Source organism: Microvirga sp. KLBC 81 (genome assembly GCF_003075415.1).
Classification (GTDB): Bacteria; Pseudomonadota; Alphaproteobacteria; order Rhizobiales; family Beijerinckiaceae; genus Microvirga.
This window is the reverse complement of record NZ_QDAH01000022.1, coordinates 12,726-26,166: the sequence shown is the minus strand read 5'-3', so window position 1 is coordinate 26,166 and position 13,441 is coordinate 12,726. Positions and strand designations below refer to the sequence as shown.

Genomic DNA, 13,441 nt, shown 5'->3' with positions numbered 1-13,441 from the left:
TCCCGTCAGATGACGGTGAACTCGGAATAGGTGAGCACGGCCTTGTTGGTGAACTGGGCGATCAGCACCTGCGCGGCACTGCCCGAGCCGTCCCCATCGTAGTAGAGATAGCCCTTGGCCCGGTCGTAGATCAGGTGGTCGTTGGCATCCAGAGCCTTCGGGCCGAGCACGAACTTCGCGCTGCTCAGGCGGCCGGCGGCCCCCAGCTTCGGCATGTAGCGGTTGTCGAGCTGGAGGCTGTCATAGCTCCGGTTGTAGTCGCTGATCTTGTCGACGTTGCCGGTCGTGCTCAGCCGGTCCTTGAACACAAAGGTGTCGTTGCCTGTGCCGCCCGTCAGGATGTCATTGCCGGTGCCGCCGTCCAGCGTGTCGTTATCGTAGCCCCCGTTCAGCCGGTCGTTGCCGGTGCCGCCGATGAGCTGGTCTGCCCCCCGGTCGCCATTCAGAGTATCGTTGCCGGCATTGCCAGAGAGGGTATCATCGCCCCAGCCGCCGACGATGGCATTTGCCCCCGAAGTTCCAGCCAGGTTGAAAGCCAAAGCGAATTCGGCATCGTCGAACCTCACCGACCGCACGTTCCGCAGAACGTCCGTATCACCTCCAGCTGACGTAATCGTAAAGCTGCGGTCCGGATTGGACACAATCGCGTAATTAGCCCGATTATCAAAATAAAGGACGACATCTGCGCCACCGCCGCCGTCGATCGTGTCGTTGCCGAGGCCCGGATCGATTGCCTCTGCGCCGGTGCTGCCAAAGAACTTGTCGTTGCCGCCACCCATAAAGACCGTTCCGGTCACCGATCCGCCGCGGCCTTCATAGACGTCGCTTTCGTTTCCCAGCAATATGGCTCCCTCGATATGCCCATAATTGAGGATTTTGCTTATTGCCATACTACTGCTGACGTTGACTGCCGTGCTGCCCTGGATTGTGCCCTCATTGACGAGGGTGAGAGCCCGCCCCAAGCGGAAGGTGATCCCGGAAATTGATCCTTGAATCAGACCCGCATTTTCGACCAAGGCATCTCCCACAATATCCAAGCCATGGCTGTCTGCTCCCGTTCCGATGATCGAACCGGATGCGGATTGTTGGATAATGTTTCCGGATGCAAAATTGCCGCCGATCTTGGCTCCAGTTGCGCCGCGAATGGTACCTGAATTACGAATTAAATTTGAACTGCCATCCAGGGTCACGCCATACTGAGCCCCGGCGACCGTCGCGTTGCTATCGACTACGACTGCGCCTCCGCCAACGGAGCCATTCACTAGCCCGGTGAGGGCTATACCGATCCCTTGCGTGCTTGAGACTAGAGCACCCGAGCCAACGCTGACGACACTAACCGCAACATTCGAAAAGATGCCGTGCGCTCCCGCTCCGCCCACCGCTACGGTAATTCCTGGGTTGACCATAACGCCATCCCCGACCTCCACGAACCCGTCGTAACCGTGATCGCCGGGACCGATCGTAGTGATGTTTGCATTGATGGTGTTTACCGTAGACATGCCTCTCCTCCATTGCAGCGAAGTTCATTGAGAGGATATATCATTCAATCGGTTTCTACCGCAATAACACTGCGAAAGGTGCGGTGAGGAAGGTTGGTTTTGTAATATCAGACGTCGCGGTAGCACGCCTTTTTGCGCCTTATGCGTCTTCTTCCCCGCCTGGAAGAGTACCCAATAGAAGGCTGCAAAAGCCGAGATGCTATAGAGCGTCGGCGACGCCATTGGCCGTATCCCGCATGTCATTACCGACCTTGTGCCGGTAATCTCGATTTCTGAGGCGCTGCGCCAGCAATGATCGAGATGGCCGGGACGAGCCCGGCCATGACAGAGATGGACAAGACAAGGGCCGCTTCGTGCGGCCCTTCCCCATATTAACTGAAATGTAGTTACCTTACGCCAAAGCCTTCAGCGCCGCGCGTCCTGCGTAGCGCGCCTGGGATCCCAGCTCCTCCTCGATGCGGATGAGCTGGTTGTACTTGGCCAGCCGGTCCGAACGGGCGAGAGAGCCGGTCTTGATCTGTCCGCAGTTGGTCGCGACGGCGAGATCCGCAATCGTGGAGTCTTCCGTCTCGCCCGAGCGATGGGACATGACGGCGGTGTAGCCGGCGCGGTGGGCCATATCGACGGCGGAAAGCGTCTCGGTGAGCGAGCCGATCTGGTTCACCTTCACGAGGAGCGAGTTGGCGACGCCCTGCTTGATGCCCTGCGAGAGACGGTTCACGTTGGTGACGAAGAGGTCGTCGCCGACGAGCTGGCACTTGGAGCCGACGAGGTCGGTCACGGCCTTCCAGCCCTCCCAATCGTCCTCGGACATGCCGTCCTCGATGGTGGCGATCGGATAGGCGGAGACGAGCTTCGCCAGATACTCGGCCTGCTGCTGTGGCGAGAGCTTCTGGCCTGTGCCTTCATAGTGATAGGCGCCGTCCTTGAAGAACTCGGTGGCGGCGCAGTCGAGGCCGATCACCATGTCCTGGCCGGGCTTGTAGCCGGCCTGCTCGATGGACTTCATGATGAAATCGAGCGCAGCCTCGGCGGAAGGCAGGTTCGGGGCGAAGCCGCCCTCGTCGCCCACGTTCGTGTTATGGCCGGCATCCTTCAGGGCCTTCTTCAGGGTGTGGAACACCTCGGCGCCCATGCGCACGGCCTCTGCCAGGGTCGGCGCGCCGACCGGCATGATCATGAATTCCTGGAAGTCGATGGGGTTGTCCGCATGCGCGCCACCATTGATGATGTTCATCATCGGAACCGGCAGGACGCGCGCCTGCGTGCCGCCCACATAGCGGTAGAGCGGCAGGGTCGAAGCCTCGGCGGCGGCCTTCGCGACGGCGAGCGAAACGCCGAGGATGGCGTTGGCGCCGAGGCGGCCCTTGTTCGGGGTGCCGTCGAGCTCGATCATGGTCTCGTCGATGGCGACCTGCTCCTCGGCATCCATGCCGCCGATGGCCTCGAGAATCTCGTTGTTCACGGCGTCGATGGCCTTCAGCACGCCCTTGCCGAGATACCTGGACTTGTCGCCGTCGCGCAGCTCGACAGCCTCGTGAGCGCCGGTCGAAGCGCCGGAGGGAACGGCCGCACGGCCCATGGAACCGTCTTCGAGAGTGACATCCACCTCGACCGTGGGATTGCCACGGCTGTCGAGGATCTGGCGGGCGAAAACGTCGATGATCGCGGTCATTAAGCTGACTCCTGGGGCTGAAGGGCGGCCGGTGCGGCCTCACGTCATGAAAAGGCTTATTGACCGAAATGCGTAAGCGGGCAAGGACGAGAGCAACCGATCACGTCTTGATCCAAGGTGAAATATGATGACGGAGACCCATCTCCAGCTCGGCCAGGCCAGTGCCCTGCCCCAGACCCCCGAAGAAGCCCAGCTCGACCGGGTGCCGAACCCGCACCCCGATACGGATTATCTCGCCCGCTTCACGGTGCCGGAATTCACCTCACTCTGTCCGGTGACCGGCCAGCCCGATTTCGCGATCCTCGTGATCGACTACGTGCCGGGTCCCTGGCTCGTGGAATCGAAGTCGCTGAAGCTCTACATGCACAGCTTCCGCAACCATGGCGCCTTCCACGAGGATTGCACGGTGGCTATCGGCAAGCGCCTCGCTGAGCTGCTGGAGCCTCGTTACCTACGGATCGGCGGCTATTGGTACCCGCGCGGGGGAATCCCGATCGACGTGTTCTGGCAGACCGGCGAGTTGCCGAAAAACCTCTGGCTGCCCGACCAGGGCGTTGCGCCCTACCGCGCCCGTTGAGGAGCCGGCCGCCTCAGAACGAGCGAGGCGGTCAGGCCAACCACGAGGATGATGAGGGCGGCCGTCAGGGTCGAGGCGGTGAGCCCGATGTGACGCAGGCCGAAGCCCATAAGCACGACACCGAGTGCCTGGCCGCAGAAGAAAGAGAACGCGTGGAGCGCGACCGCAGAGGCGCGCGCTCCCGGAGCGACCTCGGTTACCTGAGCCTGGAAGGTGTTGTGGAGCATGTAGAAGCCGAGGCCCATGAGAAGCAGGGCCACGAAATAGAACTTCCAATCCCCGACAAAGCCCAAGGCCACCAGAGCCGCCGCAGCGAAGAGCCCGCCGCCAAGAAGGATGCGGCTGATCCCCAAGTGCTTCAGCATCCAGCTCACGAGCGCCGAGTAGACGAGCCCGCCAATCGCGAAGCCGCCTATGGCGAACCCGGCCTCGGTCGCCCCGCCCCCGCCGCGCTCCTCCAACAGCGGCGCGACATAGGGGAAGACGGCGAAGACCGCGATGGCCTCCACGAAGACGGAGCCGAAGAGGAACAGCGCACGGGGATTGGACAGGATGTCCCGGTAGCGCAGGATCGCCGCGTGAGGATCGAACCTGCCGCCCGGAAGCGCTCCGCGAAACCCGATGGCTGTCGCGGCCAACGCACAGGCCATCATGAGCGTCGAGAGGCCGAACACGCCGCGCCAGCCGATCCATTCCGCCAGAAGTCCCGCCAGCGCCGAACCGGCGAGCTGGCCGACGATGACGGCCACGAGATAGCGGCTGAGCGCCACCTGGCGCTGGGCCATCTCCACCCGGTCGCCGATGAGCGCGATGGAGAGCGGCACGGCACCGCCGGCAGCAGCGCCCGCGAGAATCCGCAAGCCGAAGAGCGTTTCGGCGTTGGGCGCGAAGAAGGAGCCCGCAAGAGCCAGAAAGAGAAGCGCGAGAGCCACCTTCATCACACGCTCCTTGCCGAGTGCATCCCCAACAGGACCGAGGATCGGCTGGATGAAGGCGTAAGGCAGCGCGAAGGCTGCCGAGAGCAACGCGATGGTCTGCGTCGTGGAGTTGAGGTCCCGGGCAATCACCCCGACCATGGGCTCGACCGCGCGGGCGGAGAAGGTGCTGGCAAAGCCGCTGACGGCGAGGATCAGGATGAGGTTGCGGGAGGACATGACGCTCTAACGAAGAAGGCCACGAGATGGAGCCTTATCGCTCCATATCATGACCCCTAGTCAGCGGGAGAGGCAGAAATGCACATCTGCCCTCTCATAACGTCATAAGAAGCTCTTCAACACTGCTCTCACACTCACGTCATCACCGGCCCTGTGCCGGTGATCCCGATGCGGAGAGCGCTGCGCTTTTTCGGATCGGGATGGCCGGGACAAGCCCGGCCATGACGAAGGACGGCCCGGATTCTCACTGGGTTAGTCTTGTCCAGTGCGTCAGGCGCTCAGGAAGACGAGAGATCGATGAAATTCGATGAAATCCTAAACCGCCCTGCCCTTGGCGAGCGCGTCGAACGCCTTGAGCTGCGCGAGCAGGCTCTCCAACTCCCTCAGCGGCACCATGTTGGGACCGTCGGAGGGGGCCTTGTCCGGGTCTTGGTGCGTCTCGATGAAGACGCCCGCCACGCCCACGGCAACCGCAGCACGGGCCAGAACCGGCACGTATTCCCGCTGGCCCCCCGAAGTCGTGCCCTTGCCGCCGGGCTGCTGCACGGAATGCGTGGCGTCGAAGATCACCGGCGCGCCGGTTTCCGCCATGATCGGCAAGCTGCGCATGTCGGAGACGAGCGTATTGTAGCCGAAGGAGGCTCCACGCTCGGTGAGCATCACGTTCGGATTGCCGGCAGCCTTCACCTTGGCGGCGACGTTCGCCATGTCCCAGGGGGCCAGGAACTGGCCCTTCTTCACGTTCACCACACGGCCCGTCTTGGCGGCGGCGACCAGGAGATCGGTCTGGCGGCAGAGAAACGCCGGGATCTGGAGAATATCGACCACCTCGCCCACGGGAGCGCATTGATCGTTCTCGTGCACGTCGGTGATGACGGGAAGGCCGAACTTTTCCTTGACCTCGGCGAAGATGCCGAGAGCCTTGTCGAGACCGATGCCGCGGGCGCTCGAAATCGAGGTCCGGTTCGCCTTGTCGAAGGACGACTTGTAGACTAGCCCGAGGCCGAGCCTGCCCGTGATCTCCTTGAGAGCGGCGGCCATTTCCAGTGCGTGGTCGCGGCTTTCCATGGCGCAGGGGCCAGCAATGATGCTGAGCGGGAGATGATTGCCGAAGCGGACGGAGCCAGCCTCGACGACGGCAGGGGACTGTTTGATATCGGTCATGAACCTTCACCTAACCTGTTTCGGCCAAGACGAAAAGCGGTGATGCATCATAACCAGTCCGCTCCGGTGTCATTCCCGGCCGGAGCGCAATGGAGGGGAAGGGAATCCACGTTCAGGCACTGTGCTATTATGGATCCCCTTCCGGATCCTTTCGCACCACCAGGGATGACACGAGCCTGTCAGAACGTCATCGACGCCGCGTTGATGATGCCCGCCGACAGCGAGGCTGCCCCCAAGAACAGGGCCGCGGCCATCTCGCCGGAAGCGATCCGCTGGGAGAGATTCGGCATCACGATACGCACGAGCCAGTACACGACGATCTGAACCGCCAGTGCCACGAGGCCCCAGACGAGCAGGTCGGGAATCCCCTGCGCATGCACGATGGCGCTGCCGAGAGGAAGAGCAAAGCCGACGAGGCTGAAGCCTAGGGCTGTCGAGGCCGAGATCACGTTCTGGCGGATCAGGGTGAACTCGTTGTGCATCGTCGCAACCGTGTAGGTACCGAGATACAGCGCCACGAGCGCAATGGCGATGACGAAGAAGATCAGGAAGTCGAGCAAGCCCGCCAGAATTGAAGTCATGATCAGCCCCTTACGGTTAACTTCTTATATCGTTACAGGGCTATGGTTAATTTATTATGCAGCCTCGAAGGCTATCGCGACGCCGAAGGCCGCACTCGCCGGCACGACAAGCCGGCTCCCCACATGCTGGTATGGAACTTCCGCCGCATCGAGGCGCTTGGCCTGATTGTGAATGTCTTCCACACGCACGGCGAATGCGACAAACGATGGCTGATCCAGCTCGGCTTCGACCGAGATATAGGTTTCGCCCGCATCGTCCGGGGTCATCACATCGAGATGCGCATCAGCGAGTCGGAATGAGAGATCATGCAAGGCCGGAGAGGTCGGAATTGAGCCGGTGAAGTCCGTCAGGAACTTCTTGCAGTGATCCGGCTCTGGTATCGCGAGGGCGACCGTCGCCACACCCGTGGCCCCATTTTCATGGACCTGAAAAGCCGGGTTCCAGAAATTCTCTGGATAATGCTGCTGACACACGAAGAAACCTGCCTTCGGCGCAATCGGGTCCGCCGCGAAGGCGAGCGTGAAAGCCACCTTGGTTTCGCTTCCGTCAGGCCTCTTGCCGCTGCGCTCGAAATGGAACGGCTCGAACGAGCCGATGCCCTTCTCGGCGAAGGAGTTCGCGTCTTCCTTGGCATCATGGCTGTCGAGCACGAGCATCGCGAGACCTTCGCGATCCCGCAGGTAATCCTGAACGAAGGCACCGAAGCTGAAATGCCCGGGCTTGTGCGGCGGGATCCGAGCCCCCTCGCCCACCGTGATCAGCTCGAGGAAAGTTCCGGGAAATTGAATGATCCGGTTTTCCGTGCCCCAGGAATGCCGGTTGCGCGTGCCGACCTGAAAACCAAGACGCCGATAGAAGTCGGCGGCTTTGTCGAGGTCGTGAACGGCAATGACGAGGTGATCGATCCGGCGGGTCATGGAGCCTCTATGTGGGGCCTCAAGGGTGCGACGGCAAGGACGCTGAAGTGGAGAACAGCGTTGCTAATGCGAGTTGCAGACAGGCATCGCTGTAATATAACAGCATCCTGTTCCTTCCGGTCTGCGGGCTGGACAGGAGAATCAGCTAGGAACGAGAGACCACATGACGATATCCGTGATCAATGCCGGCCCGGAAATCTTGATCAACACGGTTACGGGAGGCACTCAGGACAGCCCAAGCATAACCGTGCTCGCCGAGGGCTGGGTTGTGGCCTGGGTAGGAGTGGGCGTGGGTATCGACCTCTACCAGCAGCGCTACGATGCTCAAGGTGATCCGGTCGGCGTAGAGACGAAGATCAACGTGACCGGCACGGACTCTCAGCAGGCCCCTGTCCTGACGGCGCTGCCCGGTGGTGGCTGGCTCGCCACCTGGCACTCTCGCAACCAAGATGGATCGGGCTACGGGATCTATCAGCAGCGTTTCGATGCGGACGGTGCGCCCCAGTTTCTAGACAGTTCGAATAACCCGCAGGACCGGCTGATCAATACCACGACAACGGGTGACCAGCTGTACCCCAGCGTCACCGTGCTTCCGCTGGCTCCTGACGGCACGGGCGGAGGCTGGGTCGTTACCTGGCAAGGCCCGGGATCCAGTGGCCAGGAGATCTATCAGCAGCGCTACGCCCGGGACGGCACGGCGATCGGAGGGGAGACACAGGTCAATACGTTCGCCGTCAATTCTCAGGAGAGCCCTAGCGTAACGACCCTTGCAGACGGCGGATGGATCGTCACGTGGGAGTCCGGCGATATCCGGCAGCGGCGGTATGACAAGAATGGGGATCCCGTTGGAGACGACATCACCGTCTACTCATCCTCTAGTACGAATCTTTTTGGATCTGAATCCAGCGTGGCAGCTCTTTCCGACGGCGGATGGGTCGTCGCCTGGGAGATCATGAACAATAAGGACGGCTGGGGGCGCGGCATCTATCAGCAGCGCTTTGACAGCGATGGCGATCCGGTCGGCGCGATAACCAGAGTCAACACAACGATCGCTGCCGATCAAAAGAATCCGAGCGTCGCTGGACTGGCCGACGGAAGCTGGGTCGTCACTTGGGAATCCGACATGCAGGATGGGTCGGGTGTCGGTATCTACCAGCAGCGTTATTTCGCGGATGGGTCACCCATCGGTGGCGAAACCCTCGTGGCGACAACGGTCATAGCCGATCAATACACCCCTCAAGTCACCGCCTTGGCCGACGGAAGCTGGCTGGTCGCCTACACCTCCTATAGTCAGGCAACCGCCGGCCCGGATGTTTTCGTGCGCCATTTCTCGCCAACTTCCAGCGAGACGCTCACCAACAGCAGCGATATCGCTGTTGGTGCCGATGTCAGCGAGACTCTTTCCGTGGTGCCAACAACGCTCAATGCCGGCGACAGGGTTTTCGGCAATGGCGGAGTCGATACGCTTGCCATGGCAGAGGCCGGAACCTTGGACCTGACCGTTGCGGCGGCCTTGTCCGGCTTCGAAGTCATTCGCGGTTCGGCGGGCAATGACACAATCGTCGCGAACGCGGCCCGGCTGGCTGAGTTCGCCGTGATCGACGGACGTGGTGGAACCAATGCGCTCCGCCTCTCCGGCAATGCCTTTGACCTGAGCAACAAGATGTTTCTGAATGTCGGCATCGCGCTGACTGATGCTGCCGGAACGAATGTCACGCTCAACGACAAGACCGCCGCATTCTTGCTGGATGGAACAGCCGGCACGGCAGACAGAGTGATCCTCGTTGGGGATGCTTTCACCGTTCGCGAGCGCGGTCTGCTCTTCCAGCACGGCATCGAAGCGGTGACGGACATCAGTGGCACCTATGCCAATGCCCAACCAACCGATATCGATCTTTCAGGAGGGACCGTCCTGGAGCTTTCCGGCGCAGGCACCGTCGTAGGAACTCTGCAAGCCGAGGATCCGAATACCTGGGATGAATTCGACTATACCTTGCTCGACGACGCGGGCGGCCGCTTTGCGCTCAGCGGCAACCAGATTGTGGTGAAAAACCCTGTCTTGCTCGATTACGAGCAAGTGTCCTCCTATCAGATCAAGGTCAGCGTCAAGGATGCCGGCGGGCTGAGCTTTGAGAAGGATCTGACCGTCACCGTGGCCGATCTCACCGTCGAACTAACGTCTGGAAGCAGTGCTGCGGACAAATTCGTCGGCGGTGTTGGCAATGACCGCCTGGGTGGCGGCGCCGGCAACGACACCCTGGTCGGCGGGGGTGGCAACGACACCCTCTCGGGCGGCACCGGCAAGGACACGCTGACCGGCAACAGCGGCAGTGACAAGTTCCTGTTCGATGTCACGCCCAACCGACTCTACCCGGACGCGATCACCGACTTCTCGTCGCGTTACGACACGTTCCTGCTCAAGCGCACGATCTTCAAGACGCTGCCGACGGGCACCCTGCCGAGCAAGGCGTTCGTTCTGGGCAAGGTGGCCAAGGACGCGGACGACCGCATCCTCTACGACAAGGGCACGGGCGGCGTGTACTACGACGCCGACGGCAGCGGCCGGATCGCCGCCGTGAAGATCGCCACGCTGACCAACAAGCCGACCCTCTACCACCACGACTTCGTCGGGATCTGAAAGAAACAGGCCATGGCTGAGTTGCGCTCAGCCATGGCCTCGAACAAATCGATCTCTTCCGTTCGTGCGTTAGACGAGCCGGCTCTGCTCCACGGCCGCGTGGATGAAGCTCTTGAAGAGCGGGTGCGGCTCGAAAGGACGCGACTTCAGCTCGGGATGGTACTGGACGCCGATGAACCAGGGATGGTCCTCGTACTCCACGATCTCGGGCAGAACGCCGTCCGGGGAAACGCCGGAGAAGCGCAGGCCCTTGGCTTCCAGCCGCTCGCGGTAAGACATGTTCACTTCATAGCGGTGACGGTGGCGCTCGGAGATTTCCGTGCCGCCATAGATCTCGGCCACCTTGCTGCCAGGGGTGAGCTTCGCCTGATAGGCCCCCAGGCGCATGGTGCCGCCGAGGTCGCCGCCCGCCACGCGCTTCTCGAGCTCGTTACCGCGGAGCCATTCGGTGAGAATGCCGACGACCGGCTCCGGCGTGGGGCCGAACTCCGTGGAATTCGCGTCCTTGATGCCGGCGAGTGAACGCGCCGCCTCGATCACGGCCATCTGCATGCCGAAGCAGATGCCGAAATACGGCACCTTGCGCTCGCGGGCGAACTGCGCCGCGCGGATCTTGCCTTCCGCGCCGCGCTGGCCGAAGCCGCCCGGCACCATGATGCCGTGAATGCCTTCAAGGAACGGAGCCGGATCCTCGTTCTCGAAAACCTCGCTCTCGATCCAGTGCAGGTTCACCTTCACTTGGTTGGCGATGCCGCCGTGGTGCAGCGACTCGATGAGCGACTTGTAGGCGTCCTTGAGGCCCGTGTACTTGCCGACGACGGCGATGTTCACCTCGCCCTCGGGATTGTGCACGCGCTCGGAAATCCTGGTCCAGCGCGACAGGTCCGGAGCCTTTGCATCCGTGATGCCGAAAGCCGCCAGAACCTCGGTGTCGAGACCGGCCTCGTGATAGGCGAGCGGCACGTCATAGATGGACCGCGCGTCGCGCGCCTCGATCACGGCCGACTCGCGCACGTTACAGAACAGGCCGAGCTTGCGGCGCTCGTCCTTCGGGATCTCGCGATCCGTGCGGCAGAGCAGGATGTCGGGCTGGATGCCGATGGAGCGAAGCTCCGCGACGGAGTGCTGGGTCGGCTTTGTCTTCAGCTCGCCCGCCGACGGAATGAACGGCAGGAGCGTCAGGTGAACATAGATCGCCTGGCCGCGCTGCAGCTCGTTGCCGAGCTGGCGGATGGCCTCGAAGAACGGCAGGCCCTCGATGTCGCCGACTGTGCCGCCGATCTCGACCAGCACGAAATCGAAGCCCTCGTTGCCCGTGAGCACGAAGTCCTTGATGGCGTTCGTGACGTGCGGGATCACCTGGATCGTCGCGCCGAGATAGTCGCCTCGGCGTTCCTTGGTGATGATGTCGAGATAGATCCGGCCCGTGGTAATGTTGTCGGCCTTGGTGGCCGGAACGCCCGTGAAGCGCTCGTAATGGCCCAGATCCAGGTCGGTCTCGGCACCGTCGTCGGTCACGAAGACCTCGCCGTGCTGATAGGGGCTCATCGTCCCCGGATCGACGTTGAGATATGGGTCGAGCTTACGAAGCCTGACCTTGTAGCCGCGAGCTTGGAGAAGCGCTCCCAGGGCTGCCGAAGCCAGACCCTTGCCGAGCGAAGACACCACGCCGCCGGTGATAAATACGTACCGCGTCATGGACCCCTATCCATCAATAAGGAGCGCCGATTCGCAATCGCGAATCGTGCCACTCCAAAACCATCCACAAAAGAAGAGGGCCGGAGTTCCGGCCCTGCTGCTCGGCTTACTGCTGAGGCGCTGCGGGCGCCGGCGCCGGAGCGCCAGGAGCCGGAGTTGCCGGAGCCGCCGGCTGGTCACCCTGAAGGCGTTGCAGCTGCTCGAGCACGTTGCCACCCTGCGGGGCCGCGGGAGTCTGCTGGCCGGCCGGAGCCGTCGGGGCAGCGCCATCAAGAATCGAACGAGGACCGCGGCCGGTGGTCGCCATGACGGTCAACGCGATGCTCGTCAGGAAGAACAGGCCGGCGAGAACCGCCGTGGCACGGGTGAGCGCGTTGGCCTGGCCACGGCCCGTCATGAAGCCCGACACACCGCCGCCGCCGCCGCCGAGGCCCATGCCGCCGCCTTCGGAGCGCTGCAGGAGAACCACGCCGATCAAGGCGAGCACGATGATCAGGTGGACAATGATGAGAACTGTTTGCATCGTTCCAAAAACCTCAAGCGGCTGCGCTTGAAACGCGTCAGCCGCTCGCAATCCGTTCGTTGCGGCGGCCTGTAGCATAGGTGGGCGCAGGATCAAAGACCCGCAAGGGCGCTTTTATTGTTGAAGCACCCAGCCCGTCATGGCCGGACTTACGCCGGCCATGACGGGCTGGGTGCGCGGTTAAGGACTATCCCAGATAAGCCCCGGCAATCGCCAGGAAATCGGCGGCAATCAGGCTCGCCCCGCCCACAAGGGCGCCGTTCACGTTCTCCACAGACATCAGCTCCGTGGCGTTCGAAGGCTTCACGGAGCCGCCATAGAGGATGCGCACTATCGAATGGTCGGCCTTACCGACGAGGCGGCGCAGTTCCTCACGGATGGCAGCGTGCACCTCGGCCACGTCTGCCGCCGTTGGGGTCAGGCCCGTGCCGATGGCCCAGACGGGCTCATAGGCGATCACAAGGTTGTGGCTGTTGGAATCGACCGGGATCGAGCCGCGCAGCTGCCTGCGAACGACGGCGAGCGTCTTGCCGGCCTCACGCTCCTCCCGGGTCTCGCCCACGCAGACGATGGCCGTCAGACCCGCACGATGGGCCGCGACGGCCTTGGCGCAGACATCGGCATCCTTTTCCTTGTGGTACTGGCGGCGCTCGGAATGGCCGACGATCACATAGGTTGCGCCGGCATCGGCCAGCATCTCAGCCGAAAGATCGCCCGTGAAAGCGCCCGATTCCTTGGCATGGCAATCCTGACCGCCGATACCCACTCGGGAGCCGACGCAGGCGACTGCAAAACTGTGCACAAGGGTTGCCGGTGGGCAGACCACGAGGTCGACCTTGGCCTTCAGGCCTGGGGTATAGCCAACCTGAATCTCGCTCAAGACCTCGCTCGAGGACTTGAGCCCGTTCATTTTCCAGTTCCCCGCCACCAACGGGCGCGGCCATTCGACGCTCATTCCAGGACTCCTGTCATGCTTGATAACTTGGCAGTAGCAGAGGCTTAAGGCCTCTTTCA

The 13,441-nt window shown here is 62.2% G+C and carries 11 protein-coding genes; 2 read left to right on the top strand and 9 right to left on the bottom strand.

Features of this window, described 5'->3' with window-relative positions:
- Window positions 1-5 precede the first annotated feature (5 nt).
- Window positions 6-1,406, bottom strand: a complete 1,401-nt coding sequence (locus DC522_RS15280) for a calcium-binding protein (protein WP_165820172.1) — start codon at window positions 1,404-1,406, stop codon at window positions 6-8.
- A gap of 484 nt (window positions 1,407-1,890) precedes the next feature.
- Entirely contained in the window at window positions 1,891-3,174 is a 1,284-nt protein-coding gene (eno, locus tag DC522_RS15275) for a phosphopyruvate hydratase (RefSeq protein WP_116529541.1), read from the bottom strand.
- A gap of 127 nt (window positions 3,175-3,301) precedes the next feature.
- Between eno and queF the strand changes: the two genes are divergently transcribed.
- Window positions 3,302-3,751 carry a preQ(1) synthase gene (gene queF, locus DC522_RS15270; protein ID WP_116529590.1) on the top strand — a complete coding sequence of 150 codons (450 nt, stop codon included), beginning with the start codon at window positions 3,302-3,304 and terminating at the stop codon, window positions 3,749-3,751.
- Here queF and DC522_RS15265 read toward each other — a convergent pair.
- The 4 genes from DC522_RS15265 to DC522_RS15250 all read right to left on the bottom strand — a co-directional run bounded on the left by DC522_RS15265 (window position 3,736) and on the right by DC522_RS15250 (window position 7,568).
- Complete coding sequence (locus DC522_RS15265; RefSeq protein WP_116529540.1) at window positions 3,736-4,905, bottom strand: MFS transporter; 1,170 nt, start codon at window positions 4,903-4,905, stop codon at window positions 3,736-3,738. The genes queF and DC522_RS15265 overlap by 16 nt on opposite strands.
- A gap of 315 nt (window positions 4,906-5,220) precedes the next feature.
- Window positions 5,221-6,069, bottom strand: coding sequence for a 3-deoxy-8-phosphooctulonate synthase (gene kdsA / locus DC522_RS15260; protein WP_116529539.1), 849 nt, complete (start codon window positions 6,067-6,069; stop codon window positions 5,221-5,223).
- Between the two features lie 179 nt (window positions 6,070-6,248).
- Window positions 6,249-6,650 (bottom strand): DUF350 domain-containing protein, encoded by a 402-nt coding sequence (locus tag DC522_RS15255; RefSeq protein WP_116529538.1) that lies wholly within the window; start codon window positions 6,648-6,650, stop codon window positions 6,249-6,251.
- A gap of 54 nt (window positions 6,651-6,704) precedes the next feature.
- Complete coding sequence (locus DC522_RS15250) at window positions 6,705-7,568, bottom strand: VOC family protein (RefSeq protein ID WP_116529537.1); 864 nt, start codon at window positions 7,566-7,568, stop codon at window positions 6,705-6,707.
- A 175-nt stretch (window positions 7,569-7,743) separates the two neighbouring features.
- Here DC522_RS15250 and DC522_RS37085 point away from each other — a divergent pair, with 175 nt between their 5' ends.
- A complete protein-coding gene (locus DC522_RS37085; protein WP_305777710.1) occupies window positions 7,744-10,206 on the top strand; it encodes a calcium-binding protein in 2,463 nt (820 codons plus the stop codon).
- A 69-nt stretch (window positions 10,207-10,275) separates the two neighbouring features.
- On the opposite strand, the gene DC522_RS15240 is transcribed toward DC522_RS37085, so the two are convergent.
- The 3 genes from DC522_RS15240 to tpiA form a co-directional block, all read right to left on the bottom strand.
- Window positions 10,276-11,904 carry a CTP synthase gene (locus DC522_RS15240; protein WP_116529536.1) on the bottom strand — a complete coding sequence of 543 codons (1,629 nt, stop codon included), beginning with the start codon at window positions 11,902-11,904 and terminating at the stop codon, window positions 10,276-10,278.
- A gap of 106 nt (window positions 11,905-12,010) precedes the next feature.
- Window positions 12,011-12,427, bottom strand: coding sequence for a preprotein translocase subunit SecG (gene secG / locus DC522_RS15235; protein WP_116529535.1), 417 nt, complete (start codon window positions 12,425-12,427; stop codon window positions 12,011-12,013).
- A gap of 187 nt (window positions 12,428-12,614) precedes the next feature.
- Window positions 12,615-13,382, bottom strand: coding sequence for a triose-phosphate isomerase (gene tpiA / locus DC522_RS15230; RefSeq protein ID WP_116529534.1), 768 nt, complete (start codon window positions 13,380-13,382; stop codon window positions 12,615-12,617).
- Window positions 13,383-13,441: the final 59 nt, after the last annotated feature.

Bases quoted from the DNA above. Each gene is read 5' to 3' on its own strand.
- DC522_RS15280 (WP_165820172.1), bottom strand. From the start codon at position 1,406: ATGGTCAACCCAGGAATTACCGTAGCGGTGGGCGGAGCGGGAGCGCAC.
- eno (WP_116529541.1), bottom strand. From the start codon at position 3,174: ATGACCGCGATCATCGACGTTTTCGCCCGCCAGATCCTCGACAGCCGT.
- queF (WP_116529590.1), top strand. From the start codon at position 3,302: ATGACGGAGACCCATCTCCAGCTCGGCCAGGCCAGTGCCCTGCCCCAG.
- DC522_RS15265 (WP_116529540.1), bottom strand. From the start codon at position 4,905: ATGTCCTCCCGCAACCTCATCCTGATCCTCGCCGTCAGCGGCTTTGCC.
- kdsA (WP_116529539.1), bottom strand. From the start codon at position 6,069: ATGACCGATATCAAACAGTCCCCTGCCGTCGTCGAGGCTGGCTCCGTC.
- DC522_RS15255 (WP_116529538.1), bottom strand. From the start codon at position 6,650: ATGACTTCAATTCTGGCGGGCTTGCTCGACTTCCTGATCTTCTTCGTC.
- DC522_RS15250 (WP_116529537.1), bottom strand. From the start codon at position 7,568: ATGACCCGCCGGATCGATCACCTCGTCATTGCCGTTCACGACCTCGAC.
- DC522_RS15240 (WP_116529536.1), bottom strand. From the start codon at position 11,904: ATGACGCGGTACGTATTTATCACCGGCGGCGTGGTGTCTTCGCTCGGC.
- secG (WP_116529535.1), bottom strand. From the start codon at position 12,427: ATGCAAACAGTTCTCATCATTGTCCACCTGATCATCGTGCTCGCCTTG.
- tpiA (WP_116529534.1), bottom strand. From the start codon at position 13,382: ATGAGCGTCGAATGGCCGCGCCCGTTGGTGGCGGGGAACTGGAAAATG.